We start from the raw sequence: 17,840 nt of genomic DNA on the forward strand, positions 1-17,840 counted from the left end.
TCATGCTGTTATCTCCAGTTTAGCAAATTTCCATACGATATACATCAGTCAGCATACTATCCACAGTTCATCCACAGGATTTTGGGGATAACTTCTGGATAAACACGCTCCCATTAACCCTAAAGTACGGACAATCAGCGCATCTGCACCTCATGCAAGTGCGCGAATATCCCATCATGCTCCAGTAATTCTTTATGGCTGCCTTCTTCCTCAATGCCGTTTTTCGTAACAACCATAATTCGGTCAGCATTTCGAATCGTTGCCAGCCGGTGGGCTATCACGAGGGTTGTCCGGTCTTTGGACAGATCGGCCAGCGCCTGCTGGATAATCGTTTCGGTTTCGGTATCCAAAGCAGATGTTGCTTCATCGAGAATTAAAATGGTTGGGTCTTTCAAGAACATCCGAGCAATGGCAATCCGCTGTTTTTGACCACCTGAAAGTTTCAGACCTCGTTCACCAACCTGGGTTTCGTAACCATCCGGGAGCTCCCGGATAAATGCCTCCATATGAGCCTGACGGGCAGCATGTTCGATTTCCCCATCGTTCGCATCAAGCTTCCCATAAGCAATATTTTCCCTCAGCGTCCCCGTAAACAAAAATACATCCTGCTGGACAATGCCGATCTGATTGCGCAGGGATTTCTTCGTCATGTCCCGTATATCCATCCCGTCGATCGTGATGCTTCCGTCTTCCACATCATAAAATCGGGGGATCAGTGAGCTGATCGTCGTTTTCCCAGCACCGGACGGACCGACAAAAGCAATAGTTTCACCTTTATGAATGTCAAAGCGCAAATCTTTCAAAACCGGCGCCTGCGTTTTTTCATATCCGAACGTGACATCATGAAACGTGATATCACCTTTGAATGTATCCACAGCGACGGCGTCTTTCCGGTCAACCACATCAGGTGCAATATCCAGAAGATCGATGAACCGCCTGAACCCAGCCATACCTTTCGGGTAGAGCTCAAGCAAAGCACTGATTTTCTCAATCGGTTTGAACAACACGTTGACATAAAGCACGAACCCGACAAGTTCGCCATACGACATCCGGTCATTGAATGTCAGCCAAGCGCCGACGACAAGCACAATCAAAATAACCAGCCGCATCATCATATAGATATTTGAATTCACAAACGCCATCACCCGATAAGCGCCCAATTTTGCTTTGCGAAAACGGTAATTATCTTTCGTAAACCGCTCCATTTCATGTTCTTCATTTGTAAACGATTGGACAACGCGGACACCTGAGACCGCATCCTCCACACGAGCATTTACATCGGCAATATCGCGGTACATCGCACGCCATGCCTTGCTCATTTTAATGTTACTGTAAGCGATCAGGAAAATTAAAAAGGGCACGGTGATTAAAATAATCAAGGCAAGCTGTGCATTTTGCAGGAACATAATCCAAAACGCCCCGACAAATGTCATGGCAGCGATAAAGAAATCTTCCGGTCCATGATGGGCCAGTTCACCGATGTCAAACAAGTCATTGGTAATCCGGCTCATAATATGGCCCGTTTTGGTGTTGTCGAAAAATTTAAATGACTGTCGCTGTACATGCTGGAACAAATCCTGACGCATATCCGTTTCGATGTTAACACCAAGCTTATGCCCCAGATAAGTGACGACGTATTGTAAAAATGTACTGAGCAAATAAACGATGAAGAGTCCAATACTGACGAGCACAATTAAATCCCAGTTATTGCTTGGCAAAAGCCGGTCGATAAATTCCTGAACGGCAATCGGAAAAGCGAGTTCCAGAATTGCCACAATGACGGCAGAGGTGAAATCTATGACAAATAACCGCCGATGCGGCTTATAGTATGAGAAAAAACGTCGGATCAACAGCTGCACTTCCTTTTCTGTTTGTCTAAAAGAATTATAAGCCGAAACTTGAGGATTGGCAAAGGGAAAAACTCATCCGCGGAAAGCGCGTATATTTCCCCTTTTTATGTAAGGTAATTATTCTAAAGCGTTTTTTAAAATGCAGGAAGAAGATTGTCAAGGTTGTCCGAGGACTTGCATATGTATTAAATATTACGAATGATGGAGGTGTTCTCCAATGCGAATGATGAATATGTCAAAGTGGATTTGCTATGCGGTCGGTTATGTTTTTTTGACATCCGGCATTCTTAAGCTCGTTTCCAGCGATTTTCAAACAATATTCATGGATCTTGGACTGCCATCCCCAAGTATGATGCTGTTTCTCGTCGCCATAACTGAAATCGCCTGTAGTGGACTGATATTGGCACAATTATACGTGAAACAGGCTGCCGCACCGCTTATTCTGATTATCCTCGGGGCGATTTACCTGACGAAACTGCCGATATTCATGAACCAGGGATTCCTGCAATTCGCCTTTGACGCGCGTCTTGATATTGTCATGCTTATTTTATTAATCCTGCTGTGGCAGCATAGGCCCGGAAAACAACTTTAGCGGAACGACTATCCACAAAATTATCCACATATGCACAAATGTTCGCAGTTATGTTGTTGCAGAAATTTTGTTCTATACTAAATATGGAGGTTATCTACAGGTTATTCACAGATTGTGGATAACATTAAAGCAAACGGATAAGAAAAGCGTAGGCGCTGGAGCTGGACATGGCTATTGCTGACAAAGAGTTTAATATATCCAAAAATTATATACTTTCTTATTCTTAAATAAAAGTAAAGCTATCCTCTCATGAAAGGATAGCTTTCTCCCGATTGAATGAGTCATCACGAACATGATGTCCATAGCAGGTACAGACAGTCCCGCTACCGTTGTTCAACCAATTCAAATGTAGCTTTCTGCTGCTCACCTTCGCGATAAAAAGTGACCGTCAGTGAATCCCCGACTTCTTTTTCCTGGTATAAAATCTTGCGCAGGTCAATCATGTTCATGACCCGTTCGCCGTCGACTTCTGTAATGACATCAAGCCGTGTAATGCCTGCTTTGTCTGCCGGGGTTCCTGGTTCGACCGTCCAGACATACACCCCACCTTCTACTTCATCCGGAAGATTCAAGGTGTCCGCCCATTCCGTTTGTGGCACTTCTTCAAGCGAGTATATTTCAATACCCATATATGGACGTGTTACTTGTCCTGTCTGTTCCAATTCGTCCACGATCGGTCTTGCCGCATCAATCGGAATGGCAAAACCAATACCTTCCACCGCCTCCTGATTAATCTTCATCGAGTTGATGCCAATCAGTTGTCCATCAATATTAATCAGAGCGCCACCGCTATTTCCGGGATTGATGGCTGCATCGGTCTGAATAACCTCCGCCTGCCAGTCGGCCCGGCCATCTTGGTTAAAATCCTGTGGAATCGTACGCTGCGTTCCACTGATAACCCCCTGTGTCACCGAGCCCAGAAACATGCCCAGCGGATTGCCGATTGCAATAGCAGGCTCACCAACCTTCAGATTTTCCGATGAACCCATTTCAATGGTCTCCTGGGCCTGGTCACCGTTCATCCGTAACACGGCCAAATCAGAAAACAAATCACTGCCAAGGATTTCCGCTTCCACCCGCGTATTGTCCGAAAGTACGACCTCAACGGTATCCGCACCCTCAATGACATGATGGTTGGTAATCACATATGCATGTTCATCCGTATTTTTATAAATGACGCCAGATCCCGACCCGGCCTCACTCTGCTGAGAGCCTTCCTGCTGCTGCCAGAAGTCACCCTGCCTCTGAATATTGATGACACCCACGACAGCAGGCGTTACCGCATCCACCACATCCGTTATTTGGGACGACACATTGACCGAGATATAACCACTTGAATCAGGACGGGCAGCATCTCCGTTTGTCTTATCCTGTGCGGTTTCAGTATCCTCAGTCCACACTTCAGGTAAAATATCCGATTCTAAAATACCAGGTAATGCGATCAGCACAACAGCGATGCCAATAACAATTCCGACCAGCGTTGGCCCTATCCAGTGGCGTTTTTTATTATGACTCTGCCAGTCGTCATCATCAAAATAGCCCATTTAAACTGCTCCTTTAACATAAAGGATTTGATCCCGCCTTAACGGGCAGTAAAACTCCACTTCAAGAATTTCAGGTGGATCCCAAGCTGAGTGAAGTTTCACTTTACGCCTATCACACTATAGTATTACACCAATCGGAAAATTATTATCCGACATCATACAATGCCGTTGGTGTTTTTGGATCGGTGTCACGAATATCAAGCGTAATACCGCGTTCTTTTAAAATATGATCAACCGACATGCGCGCCAAATCCTTCATGTTATTATCCTGGCTTAAATGGGCTAAATAAATCCGGCTTGTCCTGTTCGTAATCAAGTCACTTAGAGCAAGCCCGGAATCTTCATTGGACACATGTCCGGAATCGCCTAAAATACGGCGCTTCACATTCCACGGGTAACGCCCCATTCGTAGCATGCTCACATCATGGTTGGCTTCAAATATGTAAGCATCCGCATCCTCCACTGTTCGCTTAATCCGTTCCGATACATAACCCAAGTCGGTTACAAGGGCCACTTTTTTCTCGTCATTTCGGAACGTGAAAAACATGGGCTCCGCCGCATCGTGGGATACACCAAACGATTCCACTTCAATATCACCGAATGTTTTGATTTCCTCCATGCCAAAATGGAATTTCTGATCAAGGGAAATCGTTCCTATGGCGTCTTCCATTGCCTGCCATGTCTTTTCGTTTGCATAGATGGGCAGGTTATATTTTCGAGCGATGATCCCCAGTCCTTTAATGTGATCGCTATGCTCATGGGTTACCAAAATACCATCCAGACCCTTTGGATTGACGGTGATTTCCCCAAATAGCCTGTCCATTTGCTTCCCACTTAACCCAGCGTCTACTAACAGCCGTTGCTTATCCGATTCTATATAAAAAGCATTTCCGGTACTTCCTGATGCTAGTACACTAAAACGTAATGTCATTCAATTTCACTCTCCGATTGCTGATTGGATGCCAGTAATTCATCCAGATATGCCAACACAAAGCTTTTCATCTCACTGGCGTCATCAAGCTTTTGGATTTTTTCAATCGTAAACGTGATCACACCTGTTAAAAATGTCCGTTCATCACTGGAAACGACCAGATTTTCAATCGCATTCACATGGAATTTCTCCTCATGATTGACCGTTATAGCCCATGTCGGTGAAAAGACTCGTTCACCGTTATCCAATGGAATTCTTGTATGCAGTCCCATGTTAACATCCGTTATCTCGTCGCCACTCTCCAGTCTGTTGCCTTCAAATATCGCCTGAATAGCCTTAATCGGTTCATTCAACGTCTGCTCTTCATCTGAAGACCCGGCTTCTCCAAGCATTGTCTGCGTATAAAAGAGCATCTCATTATCATCATTTAAGTAAACAAGGACGATGCCACTCTGATTATAATAGATGGGAAAATCGTTTTTTTGCTGAAAAAAGACAAGCACATTCATTTCTTCATTCCAGCTTCCAAATGTGTATTGATCAGCCATTGGAATGTTGCTCTTCACAATCTCATTGATTAAACTGCTGTCTGCTTCATCGGGTATGGCAACGGGCTCCTGGAAACGGGATAAGATAAAAGTGTCATCCATGACCACTGTCTGCTGGTTATCGGCATCTTCAAAAAAAGCCAGCTCATCATCCGTAAATGATTTCTGATTTAAATATAATTGGGGCTCACTGAAAGTCCCGCTGGGTAAATCAGCGCTGACGCTGATATCAGCGGCTTCGAGCTCCTGTGCGAATGTTGAATCAGATGTATCCGGCAGTGCAAATTCAGCAGCACTTTGTTTATTAATAAACATCAGCAGCAAATATATATCCAGGACAAGAAAACAGAGGATAAATAATGTTTTAATTTGTTTCCATTGCATCCTCAGCTACCTCCTTCCTGCTGTGGATGGCCATGGTTAAACTTCATTTTCTGCCAGGTGCCATTGTAATCCACAAACCAGGCAGGTTCCAATGTTACCGCATCAGCCTCACTCCGGTAAGTTAAATCATAGCCGTTTTGAATATCATAGACGTTATCCATATTATAAGTATCGCTGTTTTCCAGTCTTTCAATGACGCTTTTTCCTGACATCAGATCCGAGGAATCATCCCCGCCCAAATAGTTCGCCAGTTTGAATAACGGGCGATTATATTGAATCAACTCCGACTCGCGGTATTGCTGCTCAATGATTGATGAATAGTTGCTGCCAAAAACAGGGTAACCCTCATAATACATTTGATAACGAATCTTATTGGTAGCCGCATTGATGGCAATATCCGATAAACGATAGTCATTTGTCCACCCGCGATGATCATTAATGTTCAATCTGCTCTGCTCAACCAATACAGACGGTTTCAGCTGTGTCTCGTTGGATGACTGGAGCGGATTTTGAAATTCAGCTGTTCGTCTGTGCGGGTAGACCTGCATGATACCACGTGCATTATCGGTAAAGTAGATTTCATTTTCCCTGATACGGTTCCGGCTGACGATATCCGGATCCGAAAACAGTGTATCAACCATGGTTTGCGAATCAATGGTTTGAACGGCTATCGATTTAGTGCCAATATTTTTCGGCTGGTTTGGTATATAAATTCGCTCTGGAGCACCTTTCACCCGCAAATAGTCCGTCAGTCCCTCAAATGTCGTGAGGTACTCCCACAAAAGCGCATATTTTTCGGAGTTATTGACGACCGCTGTTGCCTGCTTGCCGCCGTCTTCAGACAAGAAAATTACATTCATCGTGTTGGAATCCTGGTTGAATGTCATAAATATGCGTTCAAATCCCCAGCTGGGCATTTGCACATCCTCGTTGAACGTAAACAAATTAGCGGCCATCTCCATCGGTATCGCATCCGGGAAGATGATTTCCACCTGATTATCTTCAGAAGGCGGGCCATTGCCTTTTGTCGTCCGGAAATCATACAAACTCCAGTTTTGCATGTCCTCGTACAGTGATTGGCGTTCACCTGGATCCGTAAATCCAAAGTATTGGCTGCTGCTCTGAAAAATAATGGAAGTTGGTTCAATGAGTGTATTCTGCGTTTCTTCAGTGCCGCCAAGGTCTGTTCTGTCCTCCACGAAATTTTCCGATTGCTCCATTTCCGGCCTATAACTCCACAGGGTGAATGTCAGCAACAAACTGGCACCCACCAGTACCCATAATATAAACGACTTTACAGTTTCAAGCTGCATTAGTTCACCCTCCGCTTCTTATTTATCAGCGGAAGTGTAAAGAGAATCGCCGTCCCTTTACCTTCTTTACTCTTGGCCCAAATGCTGCCGTGATGCGATTCAACAATTTCTTTAGCAATCGCAAGTCCCAGGCCTGTTCCGCCAAGCTTTCGTGATCTAGCCTTGTCTGCCCGATAAAAACGGTCAAATATTTTATCAACCTTATCATATGGTATACCGGGGCCTTGATCTGACACAGTGATCAGCAGATTTCCTTTCTGTTTAGCCACTTTAAAGCTGATTGCCCCGCCTTCCGGAGAATATTTAATCGCATTGGAAATAATATTATCCAGTACCTGAGCCATTTTATCTTTATCAAGCCAGACGTAAAGTTTTTCTTTCGGCAAGTCACGCTGCAGCTCTATTTGATCGGAGACATTCATCTCAAAACGGTCAATTACCTGTTGAAAAAAGTCAATAAAGTCCACCCGCTCCTGCTGCAATGATTCACTCCTATTATCCATTCGGGAAAGCTGCAGCAGATCATTGACCATCCGGATCATACGGTCTGTTTCTTTTTGGGTGACGGACAGGAACTTCGGTGCAATATTTCTGTCCTCCCATGCTCCTTCCGATAACGCCTCAATATAACTGCGCATGGTTGTTAATGGCGTCCTGAGTTCGTGTGACACATTGGAGACAAATTCACGGCGTTCGCGTTCAATTTTTTCCTGTTCGGTCACATCACTGAGAACCGTTATAAACCCAATAATATCATTATCCTCATCGGCAATGGTCGAGAACTTGGCACGAATTAGATAGATCTCCTCATCATTGCTGAAGTCAATAATCATCGAGCCACTGTCAGGCAGCTCTGAAATATCAACAGAATTATCGTCCAATTGCAATACATCAAGCAGAAATTTTCCCTTGGCTTCTTCGGGATCCTGATTCATCAATACCCCTGCCGCATCGTTTATAAGTGTAATAAATCCGTTCCGATCAGTCGCCATCACACCATCAGACATATTGGACAAGACAGAGCTTAATTTACGCCTTTCTTCCTCCGTTAGTGCCCTGGAGTGTTTCAGTCGTACATTCAAATCATTAAACGATTCGGCAAGCTGACCGATTTCATCTTTTCCATAAACATTGACTTTCTGAGAAAAGTCTTCCCGTGCCATCGTCTGTGCCTGTTTGCGCATCTCCTTAATCGGCTTTGTTATGGTCCTGGCAACCAGAATCCCCAGAAACGCCGATACGGTAATCGCTAAAATGGAACCTTGTAGAAACACACGGTTAATATCATTCAGCTGTTTATAAACCTGTTCAAGCGACGCTTCAACATAAAGGGCGCCCACTTGCGTATTCTCATTATTATAAATCGGAACGGCCCGCCTGTAGATCCGGTTCCCATCCCTATTCACCATGTTGCCCTTGTCTTCGTTCCCGAACCTTAGTACATTATTAATAAAATTGGTGGTTGTTTTTTTGTCGATATCACTGTTGCTCGAGGTGTCACTTGAAGCAATGATTCTGCTTTGCATATTAACGACTTGTACATTAATAATATCTGCCGTGTCATTAACCCTCACAATCGTCTGTACGTCTTGCTGCTGCGTCGATTCTCCATTATCATCAGATCGTTCTTTGCTGAATGCCTGTTTCAGGTTTACCTGCAGGATATCAACACTGGCTTCGACGGACTCCTCGAAATTTTCCCGGAGTTCTGTTTCCAGTCCACGGACAAAATAGGCACTAATCACCTGTATCGTCACAAGCAATAACAAAATGAAAATAATGATAAATTTCAGTTGTATCGAACGGAAAAAACCAACGTTACGCATCAGACCCGCCTACTCCTGTTCAGGATTACGCAAATAATAACCAACACCACGACGTGTCACGATCCAGATCGGGTTGCTCGGATTTTCCTCAATTTTTTCGCGGAGGCGTCTGATCGTCACATCAACCGTCCGAACATCACCAAAATAGTCATAACCCCACACTGTTTCCAGCAAATGTTCCCGTGTCATGACCTGGCCGATATGACGGGCAAGATAATGAAGCAACTCAAATTCCCGGTGGGTGAGATCCAACTGTTCCCCGTCTCGTGTCACAGCATATGCGTCTGGGTGAATCACCAGGCGTCCAATTTCAATATTCTTGGTGGTTTGCACCGCATCATCCGGGATCTGCTGCTGCCTGCGCAAGTTCGCCTTCACTCTGGCAATCACTTCCCGATTACTGAACGGCTTGGTCACATAATCATCTGCTCCAAGTTCAAGTCCCAGCACCTTATCAATTTCAGCATCTTTGGCTGTCAGCATAATAATCGGCATGGACTGTGTCTTGCGGATTTCCCGACAGACTTCATTACCGTCTTTACCCGGCAACATAATATCAAGCAAAATAAGATCAGGCGTTTCCTCATCAGCAAGCTTGATCGCCTCATCGCCATCATAAGCCACGACAACGTCATAGCCTTCTTTTTTCAAATTAAATTCCAAAATATCGGCTATCGGTTGTTCATCATCAACTACAAGTATTTTTTGAGCCATTATCCATCACTTCCTTTTTAACGTTGTTTCAAAAGGTTGAACTTCAAGCAAACGCGTACTTAACCATTCTTTCATCTATTCTATCGTACTTTCGCTTAAATGTCTTTTGTTATTAGCTGAAATTAAAGTCGGCCTATCTGGGGCCGGGTAATTGTTCGCATTTTTTTCAACAAAAAGACTGACTCCAACCTTGCCTGAGTCAGTCTTGCATCGAATTTATTTAAAGATAAGAATGTCTAAAATTTTTGGCTATATTAAGCTCTTTGTCAGCAATAGCCATGTCCAGCTTCGACGTACAGGACGTACTAGTGCCGGCGTTGGCACAGGACGTGCCGAACTTAGCCGGCCAGCGCCTACCCCCTCGAGGTCTTAAGCAATGTGGCAAAATCCGCCACTGCAAATTTTTGCTTAAGCTTTTCGTGGGGTGAACAAGGCGCCCTGCGCTTTTCTTTTTTACTTTAGATAACCCTGCCGTTTTTCATCAGCTATAGACACTTCTTACGACGTTTGTCTGGGTGCGGTCAGGTCCAACTGAAAAAATTGATAAATTAATTTCCGTTAACTGTGAAATTCGCTCCAGGTAATGCCGGGCATTTTCCGGAAGTTCGTGGATACTTCTGACGTTCGTTATATCGTCATTCCATCCAGGCATTTCCTCATACACGGGTTCACATTCGGCCAGCTTGTTCAAATTGGCCGGAAATTCATGGATGATCTCCCCTTTATATTTATAGGCTACGCAAATTTTCAGCGTATCAATCCCAGTTAATACATCCAGTGAATTGATGGATAAATCCGTAATCCCGCTTACCCGCTGTGCATGACGGACAACAACACTGTCAAACCAGCCGACACGGCGCGGACGTCCTGTCGTCGTGCCGTATTCATGGCCGGTTTCGCGGATCTGTTGGCCGACCTTATCGTGCAGTTCGGTCGGGAATGGACCATCGCCAACGCGTGTTGTATAAGCCTTTGACACACCAACGACGTGATTGATTTTCGAAGGCCCGACACCAGATCCAATGGTGACACCGCCTGCGATTGGATTGGATGACGTCACAAATGGGTATGTCCCCTGGTCGATATCAAGCATGACACCCTGTGCACCCTCAAACAGTACACGGCGGCCGCCATCAAGCGCCTCGTTTAAGACGACTGACGTATCACAAACATACTTTGCCATCTGCTGACCGTATTCATAATACGCATCCAGGATATCATCCACCTGGAACGGATCACTTTCATAAATCTTCTCAAACAAACGGTTCTTTTCTTTTAAATTTTGTTCAAGTTTTTTGCGGAATGTTTCCTTATCCAGTAAATCGGCAATCCGGATTCCGCTCCTGGCTGCTTTATCCATATAAGCCGGTCCGATCCCTTTCTTCGTTGTGCCAATTTTGTTGTCGCCTTTATCTTCTTCCTGCAGTGCATCCAGTTTTAAATGGTACGGCAAAATAACATGTGCCCGGTTGCTGATTCGCAGATTGTCAGTAGAAATACCACGTTCATGCAAATATTTGATTTCCTCTGCAAATGCTTTCGGATCAATCACCATTCCATTTCCGAGCACACATAACTTATCATCGAAAAAAATGCCGGATGGGATTAAGTGCAATTTATACGTTGTATCGTCAAATCTGATGGTGTGCCCCGCATTGTTGCCGCCCTGATAACGGGCCACCACTTCAGCATTCTGTGATAAAAAATCGGTAATTTTCCCTTTGCCTTCATCGCCCCATTGCGTGCCTACTACTACCACTGAGGACATAGTGCACCTCCATATATATTAACGTCTGTAATTTCCTTATGAACAGCGTCATTTTACCAGTGAATTCAGCCTATGTCAAACTAAATACGAATAATATATAAATATAATACTAAAATATTCGTAATATCTACAGTTTATTTCAGCTCCAGACACTCGTTTCCGCAAACCTTGTGTCTTTTGGCTCAACAAACCCTATAATATTAGCATTCAAATAAGATGTACTTCTTTTAAAATGTTTTCATATACTTTGATACTTTTGCTCAGCAGAGATAAACTGCGACGTAATGTTCCATGAGTGTTAAACTGCCGCTGCGGAAATACACTTGGTGCTCGTCGTGTTGCAAGTGATTGCGGGAAGCAGCACTCCTCGCAACTCGCAGCTAACTCGGCGGATGTTTTGCTCGTCGCTTTCCGTGGGCGGCTGATGAGCCTCCTCGAGCTAAGCACTAAGGGGTCTCATCCAGGCCTTTGCTCCCACAGGAGTATCCGTGTATTTCCTCCGCTGGTTTTATTGACTGGTCCAGGGGTCGTGATAGAAATACGTTTAAAACCACTTCACTAGTCCGAGTGAGCGGAGGGCGGTGACTCCTGCGGGAAAAGCAACAGCTGAAGATCCCGCAGGAAGCGGTTTTTGCTTCCGAGGAAGCTGAAGCGTTGCCCGCGGAAAGCATCCGCCCATAGCGATCCCGGACGGTGGGGTGAAAAGTGGACGTACTTATAGAAAACATTCCAGCACTCACGTCGCAGTTTATGGATTTTGCGTAAAAGAATCTTTTAAAACAAAAAAAACAGCCTCAACGCATGAAGCTGTTTTACACTTGAACAGGTGCAGGCGGCATGTCACTGTCTGTGTAACGGTGATCCAGATCAACGAATTTATTGTATTCTTTGACAAATGCCAATTCAACATTGCCGACGGGACCATTCCGCTGTTTGGAAATAATGATTTCAATAATATTTTGCTTCTCGGATTCCTGATCATAATAATCATCACGGTATAAGAATCCAACAATATCGGCATCTTGTTCAATACTTCCTGATTCACGCAAGTCCGACATCATCGGGCGCTTGTCCTGCCGTGCTTCCACGCCACGCGAGAGCTGTGACAATGCAATCAGCGGCACATTCAGTTCACGTGCAAGAGCTTTAAGGGCACGGGATATTTCTGACACTTCCTGTTGCCTGTTTTCACGAGAGTTGCCGCTTCCCTGAATCAGTTGCAAATAGTCGATCAAAATCATGCCAAGCCCGTGCTCCTGTTTTAACCGACGGCATTTTGACCGTATTTCATTGACGCGGACGCCCGGCGAATCATCGATATAAATACCAGCGTTAGACAAGCTGCCCATGGCCATGGTCAGTTTACTCCAATCATCCGCCTCAAGCTTTCCGGTCCTCAGACGCTGCGCATCAATATTGCCTTCTGCGCAGAGCATACGGGAGACGAGCTGGTCGGCCCCCATTTCCAAACTGAAAATCGCCACATTTTCATCGGTATTAATGGCGACATTTTGCGCAATGTTCAGGGCAAAAGCCGTTTTACCTACCGATGGACGGGCCGCAATAATAATTAAATCATTACGTTGAAAACCGGACGTAATCTGATCCAGATCACGATAGCCTGTTGGTATCCCGGTCACATCGCCGTCATGGTAGTGAAGCTGTTCAATATTATCGTATACGTCAATTAGAACATCCTTAATTGCCTTAAACGCTCCGGTATTTTTCCGGCCGGAGACATCTAAAATGTTCTTTTCTGCTTCATTTAGAACTTCTTCCACATCATCTTCATTGGAAAAACCTGAACTAACAATATCTGTCGCTGTCCTGATCAACCGGCGCAGCACTGACTTCTCCTCAACAATTTTGCTGTAATAGACAATGTTTGCTGCAGTTGGGACACTTCCGGCTAAATCAGATAAATAAGCCACACCGCCGACCTCGTCCAATTTTTTTTCATTGGAAAGCGATGTTGTAACGGTGACAAGATCAATCGGCTCGCCTTTATCTGTTAGTGTCAGCATGGCTTCAAATATTCGCTGATGGCTTGCCCGGTAAAAGTCGTCCGGCATTAAACGCTCAGCCACTGAGGAGAGTGTCTCAGGTTCTAAAAAGATGGCGCCGATGACAGCCTGTTCTGCTTCGATATTATGTGGTGGTGTACGATCATTCCAAAGTTCACTCAATTGTTTCCCCCCTTGTGGAGAGCGCTACTTCATGTTGGCCCGGGAGGCACTCTTCGTTATTTCTCCACGACGTGAACTTTAATCGTGCCGGTCACTTCCGGATGTAGTTTAACTGGCACATTGGTATAGCCAAGAGTACGGATTGGGTTATCCAGTTCGATTTTTCGTTTGTCAATGTGATAACCATAGTCTTTTTTCAGGGTATCGGCAATATGCTTTGACGTAATGGAGCCGAACAATTGCCCGCTGTCGCCTGATTTTGCCGCTATATCAACGGTCGAATCAGCAAGCTCATTTTTCAGAAGTTCCGCTTCCTTTTTTTCTTCATCGGCTTGCTGCTTCTGTTTGTTCTTTTTCGCTTCCAATGCTTTCATGTTGCCTGGTGTTGCCTCTTCAGCCAGGTTGTTTTTCAGTAGATAGTTGCGGGCATAACCATCCGAAACATTTTTCACGTCACCTTTTTTCCCTTTTCCTTTAACATCTTGTGTGAATATCACTTTCATTCGGTTTCCCCTCCCGTAAAATAGTCTTCCAATATGTCTTTCAGCAGACTTTCTGTATCGTCCATTGTTGTATCTTCAATTTGCGTAGCGGCATTTGTTAAGTGACCACCGCCATTCATTTTTTCCATAATGACCTGTACATTGACATCACCAAGTGAACGAGCACTGACCCCGATTCGTCCGTCTTTTCGTTCAGATATAACAAATGATGCATTAATTCCGCTCATCGTCAGCAAGGTGTCCGCCGCCTGGGCTATTAAAACACTACCATAGGTTTCATCGGGGGCACCTTTCGAAATGGCAATGGTATCACGGTGAATTTGCGCACGTTCAATTAATTTGCTGCGTTTAATATAGACATCCAAATCTTCCTTCATGAATCGCTGTACCAGTACGGTATCTGCCCCTTTTGACCGCAAATAGGAGGCAGCATCAAACGTCCGTGATCCCGTCCTCAGGGTAAAGCTGTTGGTATCGACAATAATCCCTGCCAGCAATGCTGTTGCCTCCAGCATTTTCAACTTCAGGTTATTTGGCTGGTATTCCAGCAGCTCTGTCACCAATTCTGCTGTTGATGATGCATATGGTTCCATATAAACCAGTGTCGGGTCATCAATGAAATCCTCGGCACGGCGGTGATGATCAATCACGACTTTATACTCGGCTTTCGTTAACAATTTTTCATTCGCAACCATGCCGGGTTTATGTGTATCCACGACAACAATAAGACTCCGGCTGGTAACCAGCGCTTCCGATTCTTCGGGGTCAATGAAGTGAGGCCACAACTCTTCCTCTTCTTTGAGCTCGTCAATAAGCCGGTAGACACCGGTGTCAACATCATCCGGGTCAAGTACAATATACCCTTCCATATTGTTGGTTTTAACAATATTCAAAATGCCTATCGCCGCACCAATTGAATCCATGTCAGGTGATTTATGTCCCATGATAATGACATTGTCACTTCCTTGGACTAAATCCTTCAGAGCATGTGAAATGACACGTGCTCTGACCCGCGTGCGCTTCTCCATCGGGTTGGTGCGCCCCCCGTAGAATCGGACCTTCCCAGCGTCATCTTTTATGACGACCTGGTCACCACCTCGGCCCAGCCCTAAATCAAGGCTGGATTGCGCCATTTCGCCAAGATCGGGCAAGGCCATGTCGCCTGCCCCTACACCAATACTCAAAGTAACCGGTAAATTCTGTTCGGCGTTCAGTTCACGCACTTCATCCAATATATCAAATTTCGATTTTTCCAGCTGGTCCAATATTTCCTTCGCTAGAACAGCGATAAACCGATCCTGTGATGTGCGCTTCAGAAAAATACCGTAATCATTTGACCAGCTATTCAAAACCGATGTGACTTTTGAGTTTAATTGGCTCTTTAAGGTGTCATCCATATTTTGTGTGATTTCTTCATAGTTATCAAGAAATATAATGGCAAGGACCGTTTTCTCATTGACGTAACGTGATTGAATGTCGGATTGGACTGTACGGTCTGATAAATACAGCAAGCGTTCTTCCTTTTTGATCGACATCTGAAAATGATGTTCATCAAGATCGAGCCATATGTCCTCATTATTTTCTTTAACTCTGGAAATCAGGTCATCCGAGAGTATATTGAGTGACTTTCCAACTAATGTGTCATCTTCTGTAAAGCGGTTCATGTATGGGTTTGCCCATTCGATTTTATAATCGTCATTAAACAAGATGATTCCGATTGGCATCTCCAGCAGCGCTTCTTCGCCGACACGTTTGACCCGGTGGGAGAGTGTTGCAATATAGTTTTCCGTATCCTGCTGCCTTTTTCTTTCCGCCAATATGCTATAGTACAATGATACACCCAATACAACAGTCAGAATCAGACCGATCAGCCATTGAAAGTACCAGATAAAGCCAAGCAATATGACAGATAGTGAATAAACCACCCATAAGTGACTGCTTAACATTTGCTTTCGTTGAAAATCTTGCATATCATCAGCTCCTACCTGAACTCCCACTCACTTTTTATCATTGAGTAAGCGATCCCTTAAGGAAAAACCTAGATCAATTATACCTAATAGTCGCACCAGGTAAAAGAAAATAAACGGGATAAATATTGTCAAAAGAACACTTGCAACCGGCAATGCTTTCGACATTTGCTTGGCATAGGCATAATAAAATATAAATGAAAAGCCTTGCAACGTCATCAGTATGCCCGTAAGCATCAAGATATTATGAACGGCCAAAAACAACATACCGTCCGGATCAAGGTCAAAGAATGTCATGATTAACGCAAAAAAATAAACCCAAATTAATGAAACTGGAAACCGCAGCATCCGGAAGGGCGGGAAGCTCAACTGTTGACGATCTATCCGGTTGATGACTTTATAACTGACCCATTGGCTGACAAATGCAAACAGCAATGAAGCTATTGCTATAAAAACAGGTAACAGCTCTGTCAGCATGCCAAATTGTTCAGTTATCATAGTCATCTGCTTTTCTGTCAGTTCATTCATACCAAGTTGGTTCATGAGATCCTGACTCGTTGTCAGTGACTGCTGAATCATGTTATCTATTTCATTTACCAAATTAACTTGAAATACATATTGACTGAATACAAAAACGAACACAAATCCAATCACAAACCCGATGGTGCCACGAGCCAGGACTTCATACGCAGAAAATTTCCTGTAAAGAGCACTTCCGCTCAAAATTCCGCCAATCCCCATTAACACAGGAATTGGCAAAGAGAATATAGTTGTAAGTAATGATGATAGAACAGAAACAACGATCAGCATGATAATCGCTGGCTTCCAATCATATCTGGAAGCAAATATAATAAATGGGACTGGTAATAAGAATGTGGCGATTAGTGTGATAACAGGGACAAACGTCGCAATCAGCATTAATATCATGAATACGGCCGTTAACAATGCTCCGTCTGTCAGCTGTCTTGATTGGTTCATCGATTGCACCCTCTATAGTCATTTAATTTGGTTGTTTCTGTTATGTTACAATTCCTCATGTAAGGTTACCACCTCGTTGTTATATGATAACACGATTTCAACTGCAATTGGTGTTAAAAATAACATAAAGTGAAACTTCATTCAGTGGGATGCTTTTCCCCCACTGAATGTTTAGTTGAACAGAATCGGGCATTTATGGACAGTTATCCCCTGTTTTTTAAGGGGATTAGTGTCCATTACATGCGGGGTAAAGTGAAACTTCATTCAGTGGGATGCTTTTCTCCCACTGATATTGGGAACAAAGGCTAAACCCGCCACCTCCTGTGGCAACGCCTTTGTGACCTGCATCCTGCAGGCCCGAACAGAATCGGGCATTTCCTGGTACTCTACCGTGTTATGGGATCTTGCTGCCGGATGACCTCCCTCTATTTATTTCGACTTCCTTAAAATATCGCTGTTTTTCTCACCTTTTCTACCATATTTGATGAAGCCATCTGATAAAGCTGAAGGCTATACATCCGTAAAGGAAAAATATGGAAATGTTTAGTTAACCTTGATACACTTAGCGCCCATATTTCTGAAAACTAAGAAAAATGTATCGTATGATTGCACCTTTGGATCTCCACATTCAACATGGTGGTGGACCCTCCCATATCTCTCGGCGTCGTGCGCGTAAATTCCTTAGTTCAACCTTACCATGTGTGGATGCCGGAAATGCTTTTTAAGTGGGTCTATG

Annotated in this window: 13 protein-coding genes; 1 reads left to right on the plus strand and 12 read right to left on the minus strand. The window is 44.3% G+C overall.

Annotated features, from left to right (window positions below):
- Positions 1–134 precede the first annotated feature (134 nt).
- A complete protein-coding gene (locus E4U82_RS14855) occupies positions 135–1,850 on the minus strand; it encodes an ABC transporter ATP-binding protein (protein WP_135110942.1) in 1,716 nt (571 codons plus the stop codon).
- Between the two features lie 217 nt (positions 1,851–2,067).
- On the opposite strand from E4U82_RS14855, the gene E4U82_RS14860 reads away from it, so the two are divergent.
- Positions 2,068–2,442 carry a DoxX family protein gene (locus E4U82_RS14860; protein WP_135110943.1) on the plus strand — a complete coding sequence of 125 codons (375 nt, stop codon included), beginning with the start codon at positions 2,068–2,070 and terminating at the stop codon, positions 2,440–2,442.
- Between the two features lie 323 nt (positions 2,443–2,765).
- On the opposite strand, the gene E4U82_RS14865 is transcribed toward E4U82_RS14860, so the two are convergent.
- From E4U82_RS14865 to E4U82_RS14915, 11 genes are all read right to left on the minus strand, one after another.
- The gene (locus E4U82_RS14865; protein ID WP_135110944.1) at positions 2,766–3,986 is read right to left on the minus strand and encodes a S1C family serine protease; all 1,221 of its coding nucleotides are present in this window, start codon (positions 3,984–3,986) and stop codon (positions 2,766–2,768) included.
- Positions 3,987–4,131: 145 nt separating this feature from the next.
- Positions 4,132–4,917, minus strand: coding sequence for an MBL fold metallo-hydrolase (locus E4U82_RS14870; protein WP_135110945.1), 786 nt, complete (start codon positions 4,915–4,917; stop codon positions 4,132–4,134).
- Entirely contained in the window at positions 4,914–5,849 is a 936-nt protein-coding gene (locus E4U82_RS14875) for a two-component system regulatory protein YycI (protein ID WP_135110946.1), read from the minus strand. Before E4U82_RS14875 ends, E4U82_RS14870 begins: the two co-directional genes overlap by 4 nt.
- A gap of 2 nt (positions 5,850–5,851) precedes the next feature.
- On the minus strand, positions 5,852–7,162 hold the full coding sequence (locus E4U82_RS14880) for a YycH family regulatory protein (RefSeq protein ID WP_135110947.1): 1,311 nt from the start codon (positions 7,160–7,162) through the stop codon (positions 5,852–5,854).
- Positions 7,162–8,988, minus strand: a complete 1,827-nt coding sequence (gene walK / locus E4U82_RS14885) for a cell wall metabolism sensor histidine kinase WalK (protein ID WP_135110948.1) — start codon at positions 8,986–8,988, stop codon at positions 7,162–7,164. The genes E4U82_RS14880 and walK overlap by 1 nt, the downstream gene beginning before the upstream one ends.
- Positions 8,989–8,997: 9 nt before the next feature.
- Positions 8,998–9,702, minus strand: coding sequence for a response regulator YycF (gene yycF / locus E4U82_RS14890; RefSeq protein ID WP_135110949.1), 705 nt, complete (start codon positions 9,700–9,702; stop codon positions 8,998–9,000).
- A 481-nt stretch (positions 9,703–10,183) separates the two neighbouring features.
- Positions 10,184–11,470, minus strand: coding sequence for an adenylosuccinate synthase (locus E4U82_RS14895; protein ID WP_135110950.1), 1,287 nt, complete (start codon positions 11,468–11,470; stop codon positions 10,184–10,186).
- 812 nt (positions 11,471–12,282) lie between these two features.
- Positions 12,283–13,656, minus strand: coding sequence for a replicative DNA helicase (gene dnaB, locus E4U82_RS14900; protein ID WP_135110951.1), 1,374 nt, complete (start codon positions 13,654–13,656; stop codon positions 12,283–12,285).
- A 56-nt stretch (positions 13,657–13,712) separates the two neighbouring features.
- Positions 13,713–14,159: a 50S ribosomal protein L9 gene (rplI, locus tag E4U82_RS14905; protein WP_135110952.1), complete on the minus strand. Its 447-nt coding sequence runs from the start codon at positions 14,157–14,159 to the stop codon at positions 13,713–13,715.
- The gene (locus E4U82_RS14910) at positions 14,156–16,129 is read right to left on the minus strand and encodes a DHH family phosphoesterase (protein WP_135110953.1); all 1,974 of its coding nucleotides are present in this window, start codon (positions 16,127–16,129) and stop codon (positions 14,156–14,158) included. Before E4U82_RS14910 ends, rplI begins: the two co-directional genes overlap by 4 nt.
- 27 nt (positions 16,130–16,156) lie before the next feature.
- Positions 16,157–17,104 (minus strand): YybS family protein, encoded by a 948-nt coding sequence (locus E4U82_RS14915; RefSeq protein WP_135110954.1) that lies wholly within the window; start codon positions 17,102–17,104, stop codon positions 16,157–16,159.
- Positions 17,105–17,840: the final 736 nt, after the last annotated feature.

Origin of the sequence: Lentibacillus salicampi, from assembly GCF_004565465.1 — a bacterium.
Classification (GTDB): domain Bacteria; phylum Bacillota; class Bacilli; order Bacillales; family Amphibacillaceae; genus Lentibacillus; species Lentibacillus salicampi.

Excerpts from the sequence above, each read along its gene's own strand:
- E4U82_RS14915 (WP_135110954.1), bottom strand. The coding sequence starts at position 17,104 with ATGAACCAATCAAGACAGCTGACAGACGGAGCATTGTTAACGGCCGTA.
- E4U82_RS14895 (WP_135110950.1), bottom strand. The coding sequence starts at position 11,470 with ATGTCCTCAGTGGTAGTAGTAGGCACGCAATGGGGCGATGAAGGCAAA.
- E4U82_RS14875 (WP_135110946.1), bottom strand. The coding sequence starts at position 5,849 with ATGCAATGGAAACAAATTAAAACATTATTTATCCTCTGTTTTCTTGTC.
- E4U82_RS14870 (WP_135110945.1), bottom strand. The coding sequence starts at position 4,917 with ATGACATTACGTTTTAGTGTACTAGCATCAGGAAGTACCGGAAATGCT.
- yycF (WP_135110949.1), bottom strand. The coding sequence starts at position 9,702 with ATGGCTCAAAAAATACTTGTAGTTGATGATGAACAACCGATAGCCGAT.
- E4U82_RS14880 (WP_135110947.1), bottom strand. The coding sequence starts at position 7,162 with ATGCAGCTTGAAACTGTAAAGTCGTTTATATTATGGGTACTGGTGGGT.
- E4U82_RS14865 (WP_135110944.1), bottom strand. The coding sequence starts at position 3,986 with ATGGGCTATTTTGATGATGACGACTGGCAGAGTCATAATAAAAAACGC.
- rplI (WP_135110952.1), bottom strand. The coding sequence starts at position 14,159 with ATGAAAGTGATATTCACACAAGATGTTAAAGGAAAAGGGAAAAAAGGT.
- E4U82_RS14860 (WP_135110943.1), top strand. The coding sequence starts at position 2,068 with ATGCGAATGATGAATATGTCAAAGTGGATTTGCTATGCGGTCGGTTAT.
- walK (WP_135110948.1), bottom strand. The coding sequence starts at position 8,988 with ATGCGTAACGTTGGTTTTTTCCGTTCGATACAACTGAAATTTATCATT.
- E4U82_RS14910 (WP_135110953.1), bottom strand. The coding sequence starts at position 16,129 with ATGCAAGATTTTCAACGAAAGCAAATGTTAAGCAGTCACTTATGGGTG.